This is a genomic window from Tepidibacter sp. (assembly GCF_025210165.1).
Classification (GTDB): Bacteria; Bacillota; Clostridia; order Peptostreptococcales; family Peptostreptococcaceae; genus Tepidibacter_A.
Genome location: NZ_JAOASI010000009.1, coordinates 1 through 20,498 on the forward strand (window position 1 = coordinate 1; position 20,498 = coordinate 20,498).

Consider the following 20,498-nt stretch of genomic DNA (forward strand, 5'->3'; position numbering starts at 1 on the left):
ATATTCCTCAATTTTACATTTAGAGTAATGATGCCAACTGTCATTATCTGGCCAAACCGAAGAGATATTCTCATAAAATTCTTTTGTTTTTTGTATATCTATTTTCATTTGTAAAACCTCCAAATAATCTATAGTTATTTTAAGTTAATATATCAAAAAAATTATTATTTTATTTTCTATATTAACGGTATTTATCAATAGAGTTGTCGTATAAAATTTAATCTTTTTGTTATATTCAATTTTTAAAAGTGTAAAATTTCAATGTTTCAACACATATTTTTCAACCAAATATTTGACCTCATCTGTTAGATTTAAAGTAACGATTTTAGGAGTTTCCCATTTAGTATTCCTTTATTAAATCGTTGAAAATCAAGCTTTCGTGCTGATTTATATAGTTCTTTTCTTCTTCTCATTATTTCTTCATCTTGTCCATTATGTCTGCTATTTGGTGTTAAAAAATTTATTCCACTATGATAATGCTTGTTATTGTAGCAATCAACAAGGGTACAAACCCATTCTCTTGCATCTTTAATGGTTTTAAATCTAGCTTCTGAATACGGATTATCATTACTCACTCTTAATCTTAAAATTTATTCTTAGATGCTAGTCTTATAGATATTTTTCTTCTAGTGGCTATCTTTTATTGTTTTTTCTATAGATCTAACCTCCTTCATTATCTTCATTCGAGAATATCATTAATTATCTACTACGATAACTATCTTACCACAGGGAGTATATGAAATAATCTAACAATCACTATTCAAACAAAGATGATTTTACTTTATATCACATTTAGCTAGGTGCTGTGGCTAAAGGTTGTTTTTCAGTAGTAAACTGATCTCTATCTTTCTTATTTAATATTCGCTTATCAACTAATTCGTTAATTAACGGATTGACTCCATCCTTAATATTAAATTCGATTACACTCCATCCACATTTTATCGCTTCTTCAATATCCTTTTTCTCATCATCTATTAAAAGAACTTCAAGATTATTAATTTGTCTATATTCTGTAAAAGCTTTATAAAATTCTTCATTAGGCAACAATATATCTTTATTACATAACCTTTCATAAGACATAAAACTTTCTCCATTAAAATTATTAAAATAACCATTTACTTTATAATGTTCACCATTTTCTTTGTCTATATTACCAAAGGGATATACCTTATATCCTTTATCCACTAGCAATTTAACAAGTTGTTTCATTTCTTTATTAGGTTCCCAAACACTCTTCCAAGTATCTTTTATTAGCTTTTTATCTTCTTTTTTGAATGTTTTATTTGTTCTTTTTTCCCAAACTTTAACTATATCAATCTTTCCTAAATTTAATTCTTCATCTAATATAACTGTATCTTGAGATGTCGTTTTAACATCTAGATTTAGTTTTTTATTTATAACATTAACAAAATCGTTATTAAAATCACCATTAAAATATACTCCACCTAAGTCTAATGCTATATATTTTATTAAAGGGTTTACTGATTCGCTATGCATTGAAATGAATTCCTCTTTTAGCGACTGTATTATAAATCCATTTGTTATTTCGATTTTATTATATTTTGAACCCTCTAAAGTTTTTTCAACAAATAAACATTTAGTCCTACCTGTTGAGTCAATTTTAATGTGACCTCTTAGTTTACTAAAACTATTTTGAGATGTACTTGAGTCTATTCTTCTTATATCTACATCAGAATCCAATAGTTCTTTATACTTAGATTTTAGATTGTTACCAATACTATTTGAAGTACAAAGAATCTTACAGTTTGACCTTAACTGCTTGAACTTGTTAAATTGATCTTTATTGTCCTTCAGAAAATCTAGATCACTGCCTATTACATATAACTCAACTGCATCTTTAACAAAATTATCATATTTTTTATTTATTTTCCTAGTGCTTATTTCTGAAGAAAAAGTAATTTTCTGTAATACTTTCATTGCCTCTATTAAAGACACTAATACTGTACTACTTATAATAATATAAAAGATATTATATTTATTAGCAAATTTATATGGTAAGAATCTAATATCATCGCTTATTAATTTGCTATCCAATACAAAAAAATTAGGAATATTAATCCATCCTATTACAGTTATTAACGCCCCTGTTATAAGTATTTCAAGTGCAATATGTTTATTAAATCTAAAATATAACCATACAGAATATATAATTAAGATACATACTAAAAAAAGAACGAAATTCCCACTCATTTTATGACCTCATTTCTATTATTTGACATGCATGATCACTTAATTTTTGTGTTATAGTGTTTTTATCAAAATATGCAGATTCAACATTTTCTAATAATTCTTTGCTCATGTATGTATAATCATATAAATGACCTATATTCTTGTTACCATACCAACTATATAATTTTTTATCGTAATTAAAAACATCATTTACATCAATTAATCTATAGCTTAATATTTTATCAAATATCTCATATTCCCATTTCCTAAACCAGCTAAATTTAGGTATATGTACTCTTTTAACAGAATTAAAATCACCTATAAGCATCACTCTATTACTATTAACATTGTCTAAAACATCAAACAATAATTTAGTATGCTCTTTTTTCTTTTCAATTTTTTTTCTATTATTTGCTGGAAAATATGTCCCAATTAAAAATACTTCTCTATCATATATATCCAACACTATAGAAGTAATTCTAGAGTTAATATCAATCCTTTCAAAATGTAAATTTTTACAATTAATATTTGACCTTATAACAATAACAGCGCTATACTTATCTATAAAGTTATCATTATAAAATAAGTTATAATTTAAATCATAAAAAAAACTACGTAATACTTCATTTTTTTCTCTATTCCCACTTTCTGTTAAAACCATAATATCCGGATTAATTTTCTTTAGATATTCTACTTGTTTCCTCAACCTATCAATTGATGGGTTCCCAATATTCCAGTTTATAATTTTAATTTTTTTCATATAGTAGTACTCCTTATTTAATCTATAATATATGTGCAATACACTCTCCATAATCTTCTATATCGTATTCTACTTTCTCAATAGCTCCATTAAAAACATTACCTATAATATTTGTTAATCCATCTATATTTGCTTTTTCTTCCATGTTTTGTGAAAATGATACATATGGACATTTAGTAATATTACCATTAGCATATATATAATACAATCTATTGTATATGCAATTTGCAATTTTACTTTTTTTTATTATAGGAAATCTAATATAATTAATATCAAAATTACTATCTTTTAATTTTGCAGTACTTGCATATAAATTATTTAAAAAACTGTCGCTAACACCACATATATTTACATTATCAACCCCTCTTCCCAAAGGTGCAATAGGATTAAATAGTACATATTTTGCATTATTAGCCTTTGCAAATTTACATAAATCAACATATTCATCTATACTAGAATATATGTTTGGCGTTACTAGTATACCCTTTAGTAATCCAATTTTACCAATGTGTTCTATAGTTTGTTTAACACTGAAAAATTTATTATTCACTCCACGAAAGTTTGAATAACTTGTTTCACTAAAACCATCAAGACTCACATTAATATGTATATCATTTAATTCATTAAATTTATTAATCAAATCATTCCCTAACAGCATCCCATTTGTACATATAGCAACGCTTATATCATTATCATTTAATATTTTAGCAAAATGAAATATATCCTTATGTAATAATGGCTCTCCTCCAGTCAATGTCACCCTTTTGGTTTTCCATATTCTTAATTGCTCAACAATATATTTATTAAAATTCTCTACATTTATATCAAATCCATTTGATGTTGCTTTCACAAAGCAATGTTTGCAATTCATATTACACCTATTTGTAATTTGTATAAGTACTTTACTATTAGGCTTTTTAACACTTGTTCTAAAATAACATATTTGGTTAATAGCATTACTATATATTTTATCAATCATATATACAGCCCCCTCAATCTATTATATGTTATATTTTACCACACAATATTACTTTTATTGCCTCTTTTTCTAAATAAAAATACAATTATGTCGAATAAACTTGATAACTTATATTTTCTTTTTACTACAAAAAGAAGCTAATAAAAATTAGCTTCTCAATAACTCTACACTATATTAAATTCATTACTTTCTAACTATAAGGGCAACCGTCTCAACATGCATAGTATGCGAAAACATGTCCACCGGTTGAATTTCTTCACACTTATATCCTCTCTCATCTAAATAAGCTAAATCCCTTGCAAGAGTTGATGGATTACATGAAACATACACAACCCTACTCGGATTCATGCTAACTATAGTGTCTAACACCTTTTCGTCACACCCTTTGCGCGGTGGATCAACTACAACTACATCAGCTGTTTTTCCCTCTTTATATAGCTTAGGAACGACCTCTTCTGCCTTTCCTGCATAAAACTCAGTATTATCTAAATTATTCATACTAGCATTTACTCTAGCATCAGCTATAGCATCCTCAACTATCTCTATTCCATATACTTTCTTAGCCTTTTTGGCTAAGAATAACGATATAGTTCCTATGCCACAATATATATCAAATACATTCTCATTTCCTGAAAGATTTGCATACTCTAAAGCCTTGTTATATAAAACCTCAGTTTGTACAGGATTTACTTGAAAGAATGATAGAGGTGATATATTAAACTTAAGATCTTCTATATAATCTTGTATAGTTCCATCTCCATATAAAACCTTGTTCTCTCTTCCAAGTATAACATTACCTTTTCTTGTATTTATATTTAAAACTAAAGTCTTAAAACCTTCTATATTATCTTTTAGATCATTTATAAGCTTGTCTACATTAGGAAGCTTCTCTGTATTAGCTACAAGAACAACCATTATCTCTTTAGTTTTAAAACCAATCTTAGTTACTAAGTGCCTTAAAAGACCTTCATGCTTTTTTTCATCATATACACTAACATTGTTTCTATCTATATAATTCTTAACTACATTGACTATCTTATCATTCATATCATGTTGTATAATACACTTATTCATAGGTATTATATCGTGGCTCTTCTTTTTATAAAAGCCTAGTACAGACTCACTTCCTTTTTTTCCAATTGGAAACTGAGCCTTATTTCTATATCTAAAAGGAGTATCCATTCCTATAGTATCATAAATCTTAACATCCTCAATCTTACCTATTCTTTTTATAGTCTCTTTAACTAGATTAGTCTTTATATCAAGCTGTTTTTGATAATCAAGATGCATAACTTGACATCCACCACATTCTATTAAATCGTCCGAACACTCTCTATCAACTCTAAAAGGAGACTTTTCTATAATCTTAACTATTTCGCCTTCGGCATAATTCTTCTTAGACTTTATTGTCTTAACCTCTATCTTATCCTGTATAACTCCACCTTCAACAAATACAGTAAAACCTTCAAATTTTCCTATTCCTACTCCAGTATGTCCTATATCAACTATATCAACTATATACTTTTTACCTTTATTTAGCATAGCGTCTCTCCTTTTTGTTTAAATATCATCTATTAATATTACCAAAAAACAATACATGTATCAACTCAGAATATACTCAACTTTCTTCACTATTATTTTTGCTTTATCCAAATCTAAAAGTTTTAAGACTCTACCCTATTGGGGCAAGCTTCTGCTTTTATACTAAATCATCGCTACTAAAATATATATAATAATGTTAGCGAATGCTTTTAGATATTTTGATTAATATCCAAAATATCGTTGTATTCGCGGTATTATTATATATATTTTAGATAACCCACAATCGAGAAAATCATAGTTCTTTTGTAATAGAAAAAAGCCCTCTCTATTAAAGAAGACTTTTGGTATAAATATATTATAATTGCTATACAAATAAATCCTTACTCTTATATCCTCTATAAAGCTGAGTCATAGCTACTAGAAAAAGTACACATGCAAGAATAGGTGGTACAGTAACTAACGCCTTTGCAATTCCTAAGCTTCTTCCAGTATCCGTTATAACCTTATTAACTGCTTCTTGATAATTGCCCATTGCATATAAACCATATCTTATCCATATAAACGAAGTCATAAGTCCGACAGGTACTAAAGACATACTCATATAAAGACCATTTATAGATCTACTTTTAACTCCCTTAATACCTAAATACATAGGAACAAAAAACACCGCTGGAAGTACAAACCCAAAGTACTGTGGAGATAATCCCAAAAACAATATAGCTGTGAATATGAATGACCTATAATACTTATTCACATATTCTGTACGACCTTCAAAATCAGCCATTGCTGCCTTTAAATATCTTATATATACCTCTATATTGTCTCCATTTTTCTTGTTACCTTTATTATTTTTTATTTCTTTTACAAGTTCTTTTCCTTTGTTACATAAAGAATCATACACGTCACTTAAATTTGTAGGTATTTCTAATTTCTCATAGTGGCTGTATAGTTTATTTAATTGACTAATATATTTTTCTTTTCTAGACTCTTTAATAGTCTTTAGACCCTTAGTTAAATCTGTTAATTGGTTTAATGTGTTCATTAATGTAAGAGCTTTCATTAGATTCACCTCCAAATGTATTTTAGAAGATTCCGAATAATATTTTAATTAATTGTATCACATTTTGGTTATAATTTAAATAACTAACTTCATCTTATATTTTAAAACCCCACCTTATCGGTGGGGTTTTATATCTATTTTTTCTTTAATAGAGGTCTTAGTGTAATTGCTATACAACAAAATATAACAGACCATATTGTTAACATAAAAGTAAGTGCTGTACTAGTCATAATTAATCCCTCCTAATTATATACGTATAGAAACTTCATTTTCAGAAAGTTCTTTACCGTATTTGCTCTTGATAGATCTATATGATTGCATAAATCCTATTATCAATGTTGCAAGTATAACAAATCTAGCTCCATTAACCCAAGGTACTAACTCTGGAGTTTTTTCAACAAATGATGGAACTAATCTAAAGTATCCAGCCTTAACATAATCCATAGTAGAGAAGAATAATATTGTAAATGTAGTTATAGGAGTTAATGTTTGATGGAATAATTTAAAGAACCATTTAGGAATCTTCCAAATTCCACCTTTATTCATTTCAACTAAAGCTTTCTCTCCCATTAACCATGCACAGGCTACAACCTCAACCGCTGCAAGAACAATCAGTAAATACGAACCTATCCAGTTATCTACTTCTGTTAAGTATACAAGATTTGCACTCTTTGTTATTATACCTTCAAGTCCAACTGGAAGACCTAATATAATATATCCTAAGAATATAATCCATGCACCCTTGCTTCTAGCTATACCCATATCTTCTTCAAGTAGAGCAACTAAGTAGTTGTACATAGCTATTGCTGATGTAAATCCTGCGAAGAATAATAAGAAGAACCATAAAGCTCCTACAAATTGTCCTCCACCCATAGTTCTAAATACGTTAGGTAGTGCTATAAATGCAAGACCAACACCTTGACCCATTCCATCTGGTCCCATGAATGCATAAGCTATAGGAATAACCGCTGTTCCTCCAAGTATAACCTCTGCAAACTCATTAAGTGAAACTGTTGCAAGTGATGAAACTATAATATCATCATCAGGCTTTAAGTAAGACGCGTAGTTTGCTATAATACCCATACCAACTGATAATGTAAAGAATACCTGACCTGCTGCTGCAACTATTGATTTCCATGTAAATGTTGAGAAGTCAGGATTCCAAATAAAGTTAAGACCCTTCATAGATGACCAATCAGGATTAACTGGACTTCCCATAGTTAAAGATCTTATTGCAAGAACTATACCAAAAGTATAAAGAACTGGCATCATAAGTTTAGCCCAAGTTTCTATACCTTTTTGAACTCCACGCATAACTGCAAAACCAAGTCCTGCTAGAGCTATTACCCAGAATGTAAATACCATAGATGGGTTTTGAATATAATTTACGAATACCTCCCCTGTTGAAACACTCATATCTGAGTATCCACCAGTTAGTGATAAGAATCCATATCCAAGTGACCAACCTATTATATGGTTGTAATATGAATTAACAAGAAGCGTTACTGCAAAAGCGAATGATCCTGCTACAGCTCCTATTATAGCAGCATTTCTAGGTTTTGTTCCCTCTCTAGCTTGTAAATAAACCATTGGTCCAAGTGTACCATGACCATACTTTCCACCATAACGTCCTAAGTTCCACTCAAGAAGCATTACAGGTATACCAAGTACAATAAGTGCAATAAAATAAGGAATCATGAATGCTCCACCGCCGTTACTAGCAGCTTGATACGGGAATCTCCAGAAGTTTCCTAATCCTATAGCATTACCTGCCATAGCTAGTATAAGACCTATCTTAGATCCCCAGTTTTCTCTTGAATTTGACATTTAACTGTTCCCTCCTTTAATCATTTTAATTATTTTTTATTATAGTATGTATATTGTAGATATTTTATACATACCCTAAATCTATTTAATAGTTATTATACTATTTAAAAAAGTATAAATCAATTTATTTTTCAAAGTTTTCTGAATCTATTTTTTAACAAAGAAAACCCTAGACTGTATACAGTCTAGGGTTTATTTTGAATTTTCTTGCATTTTGTATTATGAATCCAATTATTTTTTTGCTTAACTTTACAGATAATTCTTACAAATAATTTGATGCATTTGCAATTTTTTCTCTATTGTACCTTTATTGATGCCTCTTCCTTTTATAAAGTAAGTTATTTTTTAGTATTGAATTAATTATATAGTAGATATATTTATACCTTTTTCATTAAGTTATAAAAGTGGTATTTAAGCTACTGTTTCATATATACTTTGTTTATTTTTTATCAATTTTGAAATATTATCCAAATTTCTGTCGAATTATTTAAAAAATATTTAAGATACTTCCTTATTTATTCCATTAAAATAAAGTTTAATTATTTGATCTAATTTTTCTATAGTAAAATTACCATCATGTATAATCATAGTAAGAATGCCTCTTAATATTAGTTCATATGCATACATTATATTTTGCATTTTTTCTTCATCGATCTCTTTATTTTTTGTTTTTTCTTTAATATTCATATAAATACATTCATAAATTTTATATTTAGTTATATCAAATTTAACTTCTTTTTCTAAACTATATGGTGGAAAATACATAACTAAACTCCAGAATTTTGCTAAAATAATATTATTATTAAAATAATCCACAAATCTATATATAATTATATATAACATTTCTTCTAATTCGTATTTTTCTATGTCATTGTATATATTTTCCATGTATGCATTTAGTTTCTTAATTTCATCTTCTAATATAGAAAAAAATATCTCTTCTTTACTTTGAAAGTGACTGTATATAGAAGGTTTCTTTATTCCTACCCTTTTTGCTATTAACGATAAAGTTGTCTGACAATACCCTCTTTCTGCTATAAGTTCAAGAGATGCTTCTTTTATTTTTTTTCCTGTCATTAGATAATCCTCCATTAGTAGTTCTATATTAAAGTAAATTAGTCAATATACTTATCGTCATAGCTATCTTATTTTTTTATAATATTTCAAATTTTTATTATTATAGTTTTATAAGCAAAAAAACAAGCCTAGGCTTGTTTTTTGATTATAAAACTCTTGTATTTCCTTTGTATATTATTCCACTAGCAGTATCTACAGTAATTATTTCTTCATTCTTTACAAGTTTCATTATATCTTCTGCTGAAACTATTACAGCCTTTTCTAGGTTAAGACCTACTATAGCTGCATGACTTGTAATTCCACCTTCTTGTGTTATTATTGCAGAGGATTTTTCTATATATTCATTCATATCTATATCAGTCAAAGTAGTAACTATTATATCTCCTTGATCAAAATTATCTTTTATATCAGAAGCATTCTTTACTAAACAAACTTTTCCACTTACTACTTTTCTTCCAATACCTATACCTTTAGTTATTATTTCACTAACAACATGAACTTTTATTAAGTTAGTTGTGCCTGTTACACCGACAGGTACTCCAGCAGTTATAACTACTAATTCACCATTTTTTATGTATCCTGATTCAACAGCAGTATTGATAGAATTATCTATAACTTCATCAGTTGAAGTTGCTGATTCAGTTAGTAGTGGGTATACACCCCAACTAAGTGCAAGTTTTCTCATAGCTTTTTCACAGTTAGTAGCTGCAATTATAGGAGCTTGTGGTCTAAACTTAGATACCATTCTAGCTGTGTGTCCAGAAGATGTTGATGTTACTATTGCAGATGCTTTTAAGTCAATAGCTGTTGTACAGGTTGCATGACTTATAGCATTAGTTACATTCACTTGATTTAATTTTTTTGACTTTAATATATTATTGTAATCAAGAGATTCTTCTGTTCTTTTAGCTATTAACGCCATTGTTTTTACTGAATCAGCAGGATATCTACCCGCAGCAGTTTCTCCTGAGAGCATTATAGCATCTGTTCCATCATAGATAGCATTTGCAACATCTGTAACCTCAGCTCTTGTAGGTCTTGGATTTCTAATCATGGAATCAAGCATTTGAGTTGCAGTTATAACAGGTTTTCCAATCTCATTACATTTTCTAATCATCATCTTTTGAGCTATAGGTATTTCTTGAGTTGGTATTTCAACGCCTAAATCTCCTCTAGCTACCATTATTCCATCAGAAATTTCAAGAATCTCATCTATATTATCTACACCTTCTTGATTTTCGATTTTTGATATTATTTGAATATCTCTTGCATTATTTTCTTCAAGTATTTCTTTTATTGCCATAACATCTGATGCTTTTCTAACAAAAGATGCCGCTATAAAATCTATTCCTTGCTTTATACCAAATTCTATATCACTTTTATCTTTTTCAGTTATAGCTGGAAGATTGATTTTTACTCCTGGTACATTTACACCTTTATTATTCTTTACAATACCTGCATTTTCAACTATACAAACTATTTCTTCACCTTTTATTTCTTGTACCTTAAGTCCTACAAGACCATCATCTATTAATATAGTGTCTCCAATTACTATATCATTAACAAGTTCTTTGTAGCTTACTGTACACCTTTCTTTTGTTCCAAGTATATCCTTCATAGTTATAATGAAAGTTTGCCCTTCTTCTAGTAAGACTTCAGGGTCTTCAAACTTACCAGTTCTTATTTCAGGTCCTTTTGTATCAAGAAGTATTGCTATTGGCTTATTTAATTCTTCTCTTAATTCTTTGATTGTATCCATTCTTTGTCCGTGCTCTTCATGATTTCCATGTGAGAAGTTAAGTCTACATACATTCAACCCATTATTTACTAGTTCTTTTAGAACCTCTTTCTTTTCACTAGCAGGCCCTATTGTACAAACAATTTTAGTCTTTTTTCCTAACATTTATTAATCCTCCTCAAATAATTTTAACTTTGTCTTAATTAAATTTTATTTTATATAGACAATATATCAACTAATTTATAGATATCTTTATCAAGCTTTCTTTCCATAGCTAAAGCTTCATGTATATCCATATCTATTATAGAATTGTTCTTTATACCTACAACCCTTGAAGATTTTCCATTTATTAATAACTCTACAGCTTTTGCACCCATTTGACTAGCTATTATTCTATCAAATGCACTAGGACTTCCACCTCTTTGAATATGTCCAAGTATTGTTGCTCTAGATTCTATGCCCGTTTTATCCTTTATTCTCTGAGCTAAATCGCGAGATCCACCTACACCTTCTGCAAGCATTATTATACTATGAGCTTTTCCTCTGTTTTTACTTTGAATTAATTTTTTACATATATCATCTTCATTGTAATCTGATTCTGGAATTATTATAATCTCAGCTCCGCCTGCAAGCCCTGCATAAAGTGCTATATCGCCACAATGTCTTCCCATAACTTCTATTATGCTCAATCTTTCATGAGAATATGATGTATCTCTTATTTTACTTATTGCATCTATAACTGTGTTAAGAGCTGTATCAAATCCTATAGTGTAGTCTGTATAAGCTAAGTCATTATCTATTGTTCCAGGAACACCTATTGCAGGAAATCCCATTTCACTTAGTTTTTGAGCTCCTTTAAAAGATCCATCTCCACCTATTACAACAAGTCCATCTATACCAAATACTCTAAGTACATTGAGTGCTTTTTTTCTTCCTTCTTCTTCTATAAATTCCAGACATCTAGCAGATTTTAGTATGGTTCCTCCTCTATGTATTATATCTCCAACAGAAGATAATTCCATTTCAAATAAATCTCCATCTATTAATCCTCTATAACCTCTGTTAACTCCATAAACTTTACATCCATTATATATAGCAGAACGTGCAACTGCTCTTACAGCAGCATTCATTCCTGGAGCATCTCCTCCACTTGTCAATAAAGCTATTTTTTTCATTTTGTACCTCCTATTACTAAGGGACATTTTAAGTCCCTATATATTCTTTTTCATCCCACTACATTTAAAAAAATTCGTCTACTCGCTAACGCGGTGACTCATGTATTTATGCTTTGGCTCATGCTTAAATATTATTCTTAAATTAAAATTATTATGATTTATTTAGAGATAGAATATAAAAATTATATTCTATCTCTAACATCATACATTATAACATAATTTTAAATATTTTTTGAACTTATATTTTTAATTTTAATATTCTGAACACCAAAAAATTCTTGTAATTTATTTATTAACTCTTCATTCAAGTCCACCATACAATTTTTTTCAACTCTATATGCTTTTCTTGATTTCTGACAATATAAACGAACTAATGAATTTCCTTTATGTTTATTTAATATTCTGTTAAGATTATATACTTCTTCATTATCTTCTATATCATTTAATTTAATCCATAATTCTTTATCACTAATTTTTATTATTTCTTCAAATTTATTAGCTATAATTTTTGCATTTTCGCCTTCTTTTATACTCATATTTCCTTTTATATATATAATTTTATCTTCTAATATGATATCTGAGTATTTTTGAAGTATTCTTGGAAATACTATTACTTCTATAGTTCCATCTAAATCTTCAACTTCTATAAATGCCATTATGTCGTTTCTCTTAGTAGTTTTAATAGTTTTATTTATTATTATACCACCTATGATAACTTCTTTATTGTCCATATCTAAGAATTTTTGATAGTTTTCTTCTTGAATCTTAGAAAGAGTTATATTATTTATATTAGTATTCAGTTTAAGCTCTCTTTCATATTGTGATAATGGATGACCACTTATATACATTCCTAAAACTTCCTTTTCTAATAGAAGTTTCTCTTTTTCCTTAAATTCAGATACATTAGGAAGTGTATATATATTATTTTCTTCTTTTTTATCACTTATTTCAAATAAAGATATCTGACCTTGAATATTTTTTTTCTTATCACTTATTATACTCTCTATTATTTTTTCATAACCAGCCATAAGCTGTGCTCTATTAGGACTTATACTATCAAACGCTCCACATTTTATAAGTGATTCTATAACTCGTTTATTTAAATCCTTTGATTTAATGGTTTTGCAAAATTCAATAAAGTCCTCAAATTCACCGCTTATTTCTCTTTGTGCTACTATATCTCTTATAGCATTTGCTCCTACATTTTTTACAGCTTCTAGCCCAAACCTTATATTGTTTTCTTCAACTGAAAATTTACCAAAACTCTTTTTTATATCAGGCTTTAATACTTGTATTCCAAGGCTGTTACATTCTCTTATATACTCTACTACCTTATCCGTATTTCCCATTACGCTAGTTATAAGAGCTGCCATGAACTCTACAGGATAATGTGCTTTTAAGTATGCTGTTTGATATCCTAAAACCCCATATGCAGCTGCGTGCGATTTGTTAAATGCATACTTTGCAAAATCTATCATATCGTCATATATTTGATTTGCTATTTCTTCACTTACTCCATTTCTAACACAACCTGCTATTTCTATATTTCCATTATTATCAAGTTTACCATGTATAAAGTATTGCCTTTCTTGTTCCATTACATCCATTTTCTTTTTACCCATAGCACGTCTAACCAAATCGCTTCGTCCATAAGAGTATCCAGCTAAATCCCTAACCACTCTCATCACCTGCTCTTGATAGACAAGGCACCCATAAGTTACATCAAGTATAGGTTCTAATTGTTCATGAAGATACTTTACTTGGTCTGGATTGTTTTTGTTTTTTATATAAGTTGGTATAGAATCCATAGGTCCAGGTCTATAAAGAGATATTCCCGCTACTATATCCTCAAAATTATCAGGTTTTAATTCCTTCATAAACTGTCTCATTCCAGCACTTTCTAGCTGGAATATCCCAAGTGTATTACCAGAGCTTAAAAGCTGGTACACTTTTTTATCATCGTATTCCATTTTAGAGAAATCTATTTTTACATTATGATTTTTTTGTATAAGAATAAGAGCGTCTCTTATTACAGTAAGAGTTCTAAGGCCTAAAAAATCCATTTTTAGAAGACCTAACTCTTCAAGTGTAGTCATAGTAAATTGAGTTGTAACTCCATTTTCATGCATATATAATGGAACATAATTGTCCACTGACTCTTTTGATATAACAACTCCAGCTGCATGAGTTGATGCATGTCTTGGCATTCCTTCAAGATCTCTTGATGTATCTATTATTTCCCTAACTATTTTATCCTCTTCATACATATTCTTAAGATTTTTATTTACTTCAAGTGCTTTATTTATAGTCATTCCAAGTGCAAATGGAATTTCTTTTGCTATTTTATCAACTTGAGCATAACTAACATCTAAAACTCTTCCAACATCTCTTATAGCAGCTTTTGCTCCCATTGTTCCAAATGTTATTATCTGCGCTACATGATCATCTCCGTACTTTCTTTTAACATAATCTATTACTTCTTCTCTTCTTTCATAGCAGAAATCAATGTCAATATCTGGCATTGATACCCTTTCAGGATTCAAAAATCTTTCAAATATAAGATCATACTTCATAGGATCTATATCTGTTATCTTAAGAGTATAAGCAACTATTGATCCAGCTGCACTACCTCTCCCTGGACCCACCATTATATTGTTCTCTTTTGAGAAATTTATAAAATCCCAAACTATAAGGAAGTATTCTACATACCCCATATTATTTATTACATCTAATTCATAATTTAGCCTATCTATTAATTCCTGAGATGGATTCTCAAACCTTTCATAAAGACCATCCGTACATAACTTTCTCAGATAATCACTTTTTGTAAATCCACTTGGTACGTCATACTCAGGTAAATGAATTTGATTAAAATCAAATTCCAAGTTGCACATATTAGCTATTTTGACTGTATTGTCAAGAGAACTAGGTGCATATGAAAATAATTCATACATCTCTTCCTTTGACTTTAAATAAAACTCCTGCGTTTCAAATTTCATTCTTTTCTCATCTTGAAAGGTTTTTCCAGTTTGAATGCAAAGTAGTATATCATGAGTTTTTGAATCTTCTTTATTTACATAATGCACATCATTAGTTGCAACAAGAGGTATCCCTGTTTCTTTTGAGAGCTTCAAAAGACTTAAATTTACTTCTTTTTGTTCTTTTATTCCATGATCTTGAATTTCAAGATAAAAGTTATCTTCTCCAAATATTTCATTTAAATTAAGAGCTAATTCTTTTGCTCTTTCATAATTTCTCTTCATAAGATGCTGCTGTATATCTCCTCCAAGACAAGCAGATAAAGCTATTATTCCATCGCTATGTTTTTTTAGTTCTTCATAATCAACTCTTGGTTTATAATAAAAACCCTCTACATAAGCCTTTGAAACAAGCTTTATAAGATTTTTATACCCAGTCATATTTTTTGCAAGAAGAACTAAGTGACCTTGGTATTTATCATAATTAGGATCTTTGTTTTTTAAGGACCTAGCTGCTGTGTATACTTCACATCCTATTATTGGTTTTATTCCTTCTTTCTTAGCCTTTTTATAAAAATCTATCACACCAAACATACATCCATGATCTGTAATAGCAACTGACTTCATATCAAGTTCCTTAGCTCTTTTAATAACCTTATCTATTCGAGCAAATCCATCAAGTAAACTATACTGGGTATGGACATGAAGATGAGCAAAATCTTTTACCACAAAATCACCTCCATTATTTAATTTAGATTATTTTATTCTATCATGAATGTATATTTTTTTGAAATAATATAAGAGTTTTTTGTTCTAATGCTTGTCTAAATTACATACTATGTTATAACACGAGGAGGGATTAATATGAAAAAAATTATATATGTATTAATTTTTGTAATGTTTTTACCAAATATAGTATATGCTCAGAATATAGATAATAGTGATATAGTGAAAGCTGAAATATTAGACATAAAAAAGATAGATTTTAATGAAGTAAAAAAAGAAATTATTAAGGTGAAAATTTTAGAAGGCGAGTATTTAAATAATGAAATAGAGATTGAATATATGCCTATACAATATTCTCAGTATAGTTTTGATCTTCACAAAGGTAGCAAGGTAAGAATAAAAATTCAAAAAGATAGCGGACAAATAAAAGCAAATATTATAAACGTATCTAGGGAAGATAATCTCAAATTACTTGCTATAGTTTTTTTAATATGCGTAATTTTATTTGGTAAAATAAGAGGTCTTCTTTCAATAACTTCATTAGCTGTTTCTGGATTTATAATAATAAAATTTATGATCCCATTTATATTAAAAGGATATAATCCACTTTTAGTATCTGTCATGTGTAGTATATTTATTGTTTTAATAAGTTTTATTTTAGTATCTGGATTTACATATAAAAGTTTTGCTGCTATATTAGGAACTATTTGTGGAACTATTAGTGCTGGAATTTTAGCTTATATTTTTACTGATTTATGCTCTATAACTGGGCTTGCAGATGAAGATGTACAATTTTTAATTACATCTATGAATATTACATTAGATTTTAGAGGTTTTTTTATGAGTGGAGTTATTATAGGAACTATAGGGGCAGTTATGGATGTAGCTATGACAGTAACCTCTGTTATTTTTGAAGTTAAAAGTAAATCCAGAAATTTAGGATTTATGAAATTGATTGGAACAGGTCTGAATGTAGGAAAGGATGTTATGGCAACTATGGTAAATACTCTTATATTAGCTTATGCAGGAACATCTATGCCTCTTCTTATAATATTAAATAAATTCAATATTTCAGTTAATCAAATAGTAAGTATGGAGATTTTATCAACCGAAATTATTAGATCTCTATGTGGAAGTATTGGTTTAATTATGACAATACCATTAACTTCAGTAATCGCTAGTGTTATGGCTAATAATAAAAGATAGAAACTTTAGGTGAAGTAAGTTTCCCTTTATGTGGGTTATCAAAACTATATATTAAAATACCGTGAATGCAACAATCTTTTGAATACAACTAAGATTTTATCTTATTAATAATCCTAAAATTTACGAACTCCCTACGGTCAGACACGCAAATTCCTTAACGGATTATTAAACGATAAAAACTAAGTTATATTAGTCATTGAATAAGATGTAATGCTTAGTATTATTAAAAATATTTACTACATGAGCGGTATTTTGATACCATTTATTTTAGATTAAGCACATAAACCTCCTTATTTTATGAAATTTTATTTTGATTCTTTCTTATTTTTAATTAGCATACTTGAAACCAGTGCCGTTAAAGGTATAGCTACTATTAAACCAATACTTCCTGATAATGAACGTACGATTTCTGTGGCTATTATATCTAAATTTAATATTTTTACTATAGATGGCTCATAATACATAAAAAGTAAAAGTAAAGGAATAGAACTTCCTGTATAAGCAAGTATTAGTGTATTAGTCATTGTGCCCATTATATCTCTTCCAACATTCATACCTGATGCAAATAATTCTTTCTTAGATAAAGACGGGTTTGCTTTATGTATTTCTTCTATTGAAGAAGCAATTGACATACCGACATCCATTACAGCACCTAAAGCTCCCATAATAATTCCAGAAAACAATAATGATTTAAAATCAAGGTTAATAGAATCACCTATAGTAGACAACATTATCGCTTCTTCACTATTAAGTCCTGTTAATTTAATTTTACTACCTACATAATAGGCTAATATTCCTGATGTTAGAACTCCACCAGTAGTTCCAATAATTGCTGATATACTTTTAGTATTCACTCCTGAGATAATAAATAGTGTGGCTCCAGTTATACCTATTGATACGCAAATTGTCGTAATTATAGGATTGAACCCTTTTAGTACTAATGGAAGTAGTATTTTTACTACTCCAAAAAGAGTAATTGTAAGAGTTATTACAGATTTTACACCCTTTTGTTTTCCTACTACCAATATAAACAATATAAAAATAATACTTAAATAAAGGATATAATCTTGTCTTAAATATTCAGATATAAATACATCTATATCTCCATTTACTTGTTCTTCAATTACAACAACAACTTTATCATTTGCTTTTACTCTTATGTCATAAGCAGGATTTCCAGATAAATTATTTATTACATCTAAAGTTTTATTATTATACTTTCCGCTTAGTATTTTTAGCTTTACATATTGCTGCTCCATTTCATAATCTTCAAACTCTATATTTTCTATACCTTCAACTTCTAAAATAACTGCTTTTTCAGTATACATAATAGGTTCTTCATCTGCATATACGTTAAATACGGATGCAAACAAAGCTAAGATAATTAGTAAAATATATTTTTTCATTAAGCACCTCCACTAACCTGTCTCTGATTTATATTAATTATATAACAATGATTTGTAATATCAAATTTTTTAATAACATAATACAGAAAATCCCCTTAAATAAAGGGGATTCTTCTACAGACTTTTCAATTTTTCATTAAAAAACTCTTGAATGGCTTTAATAGCATCATTTTCATCAGCTCCATCTATAATAACAATAACTTTGTCACCAAATGCTGCTCCTAGTGTTAATACTCCCATTATAGATTTGCCATTAACTGTCTTATTATCTTTCTCAATAGATATCTGAGATTTAAATTTACTAGCAGTTTGAACGAATAAAGCTGCTGGTCTTGCATGAAGTCCTACTTTATTAAAGATTTCAAACTCTTTTTTTATCATATTCCCCTACCCTTTCCTTTTAAATCTTCTGCTAATTTTTCTAATTTTCTAAGCCTATGATTAACTCCAGACTTTCCAATAGGAGGATTTAGAATTTCACCTAATTCTTTCAAGCTCAAATCTTGATACTGAATTCTCATATAAGCTATTTCCTTTAAATTCTTAGGTAATGACTCTAATCCAATTGTATTTTTTATATATTCTATATTGTGTATTTGCCTTATAGCTGCATTTACAGTTTTACTTAAATTTGCTGTTTCACAATTAACAATCCTATTTACATTATTTCTCATCTGCTTTACTATTCTAACATTCTCTAAATCAAGAAGCGCCTTATGAGCTCCCATTATATTTAATAAGTCTGATATCTGCTCACTTTCTTTTAAATAAATAACATAATTACTCTTTCTCATAACTATCTTACTATTAAAACCTAGTGAGTTTATTAAATCACTAAGGGATATGCTGTATTGTTCTTTATTTGTTACAAATTCTAAATGATACGTTTTTTCAGGATCACTAACTGATCCTCCTCCTAAAAACGTACCTCTTATGTAAGATTTTTTAAGCTTATTGTCCTCCATTATAGAACTAGGTATATCATTATTTATAATAAGATTGTTACCCTCATTTAGGATACCTAAATCCTTTAATAAAGTACTTGCTCCCATCTCACTAGTTACGCTAAGTATATAACTATTATTTTTTTTCAAATTCTTATTTTTCTTTACCATTATTTGAGTGTGAATATTAAAGTTTGATTTCAAAAGCTTAAATACCTTTCTAGCTATAGCCGCATTTTCCGTAGCTATTTCAAGATTTAGCTTTTGAAATCCCTTTAACTTAATAGTTCCACTCATTCTTATTATTCCCGAAAGTTCTGCTATATTACATTTTTTCTGTGAAGAACTAACCCTTACTAGTTCATTCTTAGTTTTGCTCGAAAATGACATTTTCTATCACCTATACCATTTTAAATATTCTTTAAATTAAATGTAGTTTCTTTATTTCATCAAGTGCAACCTTAATTATTTCTTTTTCATCATCATACTTTGCAAGATCTACAACCCTATTAATGTGTATAAATTTAGCATCTACAAAACCTTCTTCTCTTTGAGGAATGGTATTCATGGTTTTTGCTTTCATAAGATACCAAAAAACAGTTTTGTGAACAGTCTTGTTTTCATCCCAGTTTTCTTTAAAAGTATAATGAATCTCTCCTAAATATTTAACAATTTCTCCTTTTACACCTGACTCTTCCAGGACTTCTCTTAACGCTGCTTCATCTTTTTCCTCATTTTTTTCTACTTTTCCCTTTGGAAGTACCCAATCTCCGTTATACTTTCTTAAGAGAAGTATTGCATTTCCAAATAATACCACGCCACCAGCACTAATCTCTTCTCTCATATTTCTCACTCCTTAAAAAAAGCATAATAATAAAAAATTCTACATA

At 28.6% G+C, this 20,498-nt stretch carries 16 protein-coding genes; 1 reads left to right on the forward strand and 15 read right to left on the reverse strand.

Annotated elements, in window-relative coordinates; genetic code table 11:
- Nucleotides 1–311: 311 nt before the first annotated feature.
- From N4A48_RS00660 to N4A48_RS00710, 11 genes are all read right to left on the reverse strand, one after another.
- Nucleotides 312–575 (reverse strand): hypothetical protein, encoded by a 264-nt coding sequence (locus N4A48_RS00660; RefSeq protein ID WP_293663745.1) that lies wholly within the window; start codon nucleotides 573–575, stop codon nucleotides 312–314.
- A 217-nt stretch (nucleotides 576–792) separates the two neighbouring features.
- Nucleotides 793–2,211, reverse strand: a complete 1,419-nt coding sequence (locus N4A48_RS00665) for a hypothetical protein (RefSeq protein ID WP_293663746.1) — start codon at nucleotides 2,209–2,211, stop codon at nucleotides 793–795.
- Nucleotide 2,212: 1 nt separating this feature from the next.
- Entirely contained in the window at nucleotides 2,213–2,950 is a 738-nt protein-coding gene (locus N4A48_RS00670; RefSeq protein WP_293663747.1) for an endonuclease/exonuclease/phosphatase family protein, read from the reverse strand.
- A gap of 22 nt (nucleotides 2,951–2,972) precedes the next feature.
- Nucleotides 2,973–3,929, reverse strand: a complete 957-nt coding sequence (locus tag N4A48_RS00675) for a radical SAM protein (protein ID WP_293663748.1) — start codon at nucleotides 3,927–3,929, stop codon at nucleotides 2,973–2,975.
- A gap of 183 nt (nucleotides 3,930–4,112) precedes the next feature.
- A complete protein-coding gene (gene rlmD / locus N4A48_RS00680; protein ID WP_293663749.1) occupies nucleotides 4,113–5,471 on the reverse strand; it encodes a 23S rRNA (uracil(1939)-C(5))-methyltransferase RlmD in 1,359 nt (452 codons plus the stop codon).
- A gap of 364 nt (nucleotides 5,472–5,835) precedes the next feature.
- Entirely contained in the window at nucleotides 5,836–6,531 is a 696-nt protein-coding gene (locus tag N4A48_RS00685) for a hypothetical protein (protein WP_293663750.1), read from the reverse strand.
- 246 nt (nucleotides 6,532–6,777) lie between these two features.
- Nucleotides 6,778–8,358, reverse strand: a complete 1,581-nt coding sequence (locus N4A48_RS00690; protein ID WP_293663751.1) for a sodium-dependent transporter — start codon at nucleotides 8,356–8,358, stop codon at nucleotides 6,778–6,780.
- A gap of 498 nt (nucleotides 8,359–8,856) precedes the next feature.
- Complete coding sequence (locus N4A48_RS00695) at nucleotides 8,857–9,435, reverse strand: TetR/AcrR family transcriptional regulator (RefSeq protein ID WP_293663752.1); 579 nt, start codon at nucleotides 9,433–9,435, stop codon at nucleotides 8,857–8,859.
- Nucleotides 9,436–9,580: 145 nt separating this feature from the next.
- Complete coding sequence (gene pyk / locus N4A48_RS00700) at nucleotides 9,581–11,338, reverse strand: pyruvate kinase (protein ID WP_293663753.1); 1,758 nt, start codon at nucleotides 11,336–11,338, stop codon at nucleotides 9,581–9,583.
- 50 nt (nucleotides 11,339–11,388) lie between these two features.
- Nucleotides 11,389–12,348 carry a 6-phosphofructokinase gene (pfkA, locus tag N4A48_RS00705; RefSeq protein ID WP_293663754.1) on the reverse strand — a complete coding sequence of 320 codons (960 nt, stop codon included), beginning with the start codon at nucleotides 12,346–12,348 and terminating at the stop codon, nucleotides 11,389–11,391.
- A 221-nt stretch (nucleotides 12,349–12,569) separates the two neighbouring features.
- Entirely contained in the window at nucleotides 12,570–16,055 is a 3,486-nt protein-coding gene (locus N4A48_RS00710) for a DNA polymerase III subunit alpha (RefSeq protein ID WP_293663755.1), read from the reverse strand.
- A 135-nt stretch (nucleotides 16,056–16,190) separates the two neighbouring features.
- Here N4A48_RS00710 and N4A48_RS00715 point away from each other — a divergent pair, with 135 nt between their 5' ends.
- Complete coding sequence (locus N4A48_RS00715; RefSeq protein ID WP_293663756.1) at nucleotides 16,191–17,258, forward strand: YibE/F family protein; 1,068 nt, start codon at nucleotides 16,191–16,193, stop codon at nucleotides 17,256–17,258.
- A 305-nt stretch (nucleotides 17,259–17,563) separates the two neighbouring features.
- On the opposite strand, the gene N4A48_RS00720 is transcribed toward N4A48_RS00715, so the two are convergent.
- From N4A48_RS00720 to N4A48_RS00735, 4 genes are all read right to left on the reverse strand, one after another.
- Complete coding sequence (locus N4A48_RS00720) at nucleotides 17,564–18,664, reverse strand: YibE/F family protein (RefSeq protein ID WP_293663757.1); 1,101 nt, start codon at nucleotides 18,662–18,664, stop codon at nucleotides 17,564–17,566.
- Between the two features lie 114 nt (nucleotides 18,665–18,778).
- Complete coding sequence (locus N4A48_RS00725) at nucleotides 18,779–19,045, reverse strand: HPr family phosphocarrier protein (protein ID WP_293663758.1); 267 nt, start codon at nucleotides 19,043–19,045, stop codon at nucleotides 18,779–18,781.
- Nucleotides 19,042–19,998, reverse strand: coding sequence for a DNA-binding protein WhiA (gene whiA / locus N4A48_RS00730; RefSeq protein ID WP_293663759.1), 957 nt, complete (start codon nucleotides 19,996–19,998; stop codon nucleotides 19,042–19,044). The genes N4A48_RS00725 and whiA overlap by 4 nt, the downstream gene beginning before the upstream one ends.
- 31 nt (nucleotides 19,999–20,029) lie before the next feature.
- Complete coding sequence (locus N4A48_RS00735; protein WP_248480250.1) at nucleotides 20,030–20,452, reverse strand: NUDIX hydrolase; 423 nt, start codon at nucleotides 20,450–20,452, stop codon at nucleotides 20,030–20,032.
- Between the last annotated feature and the right edge of the window lie 46 nt (nucleotides 20,453–20,498).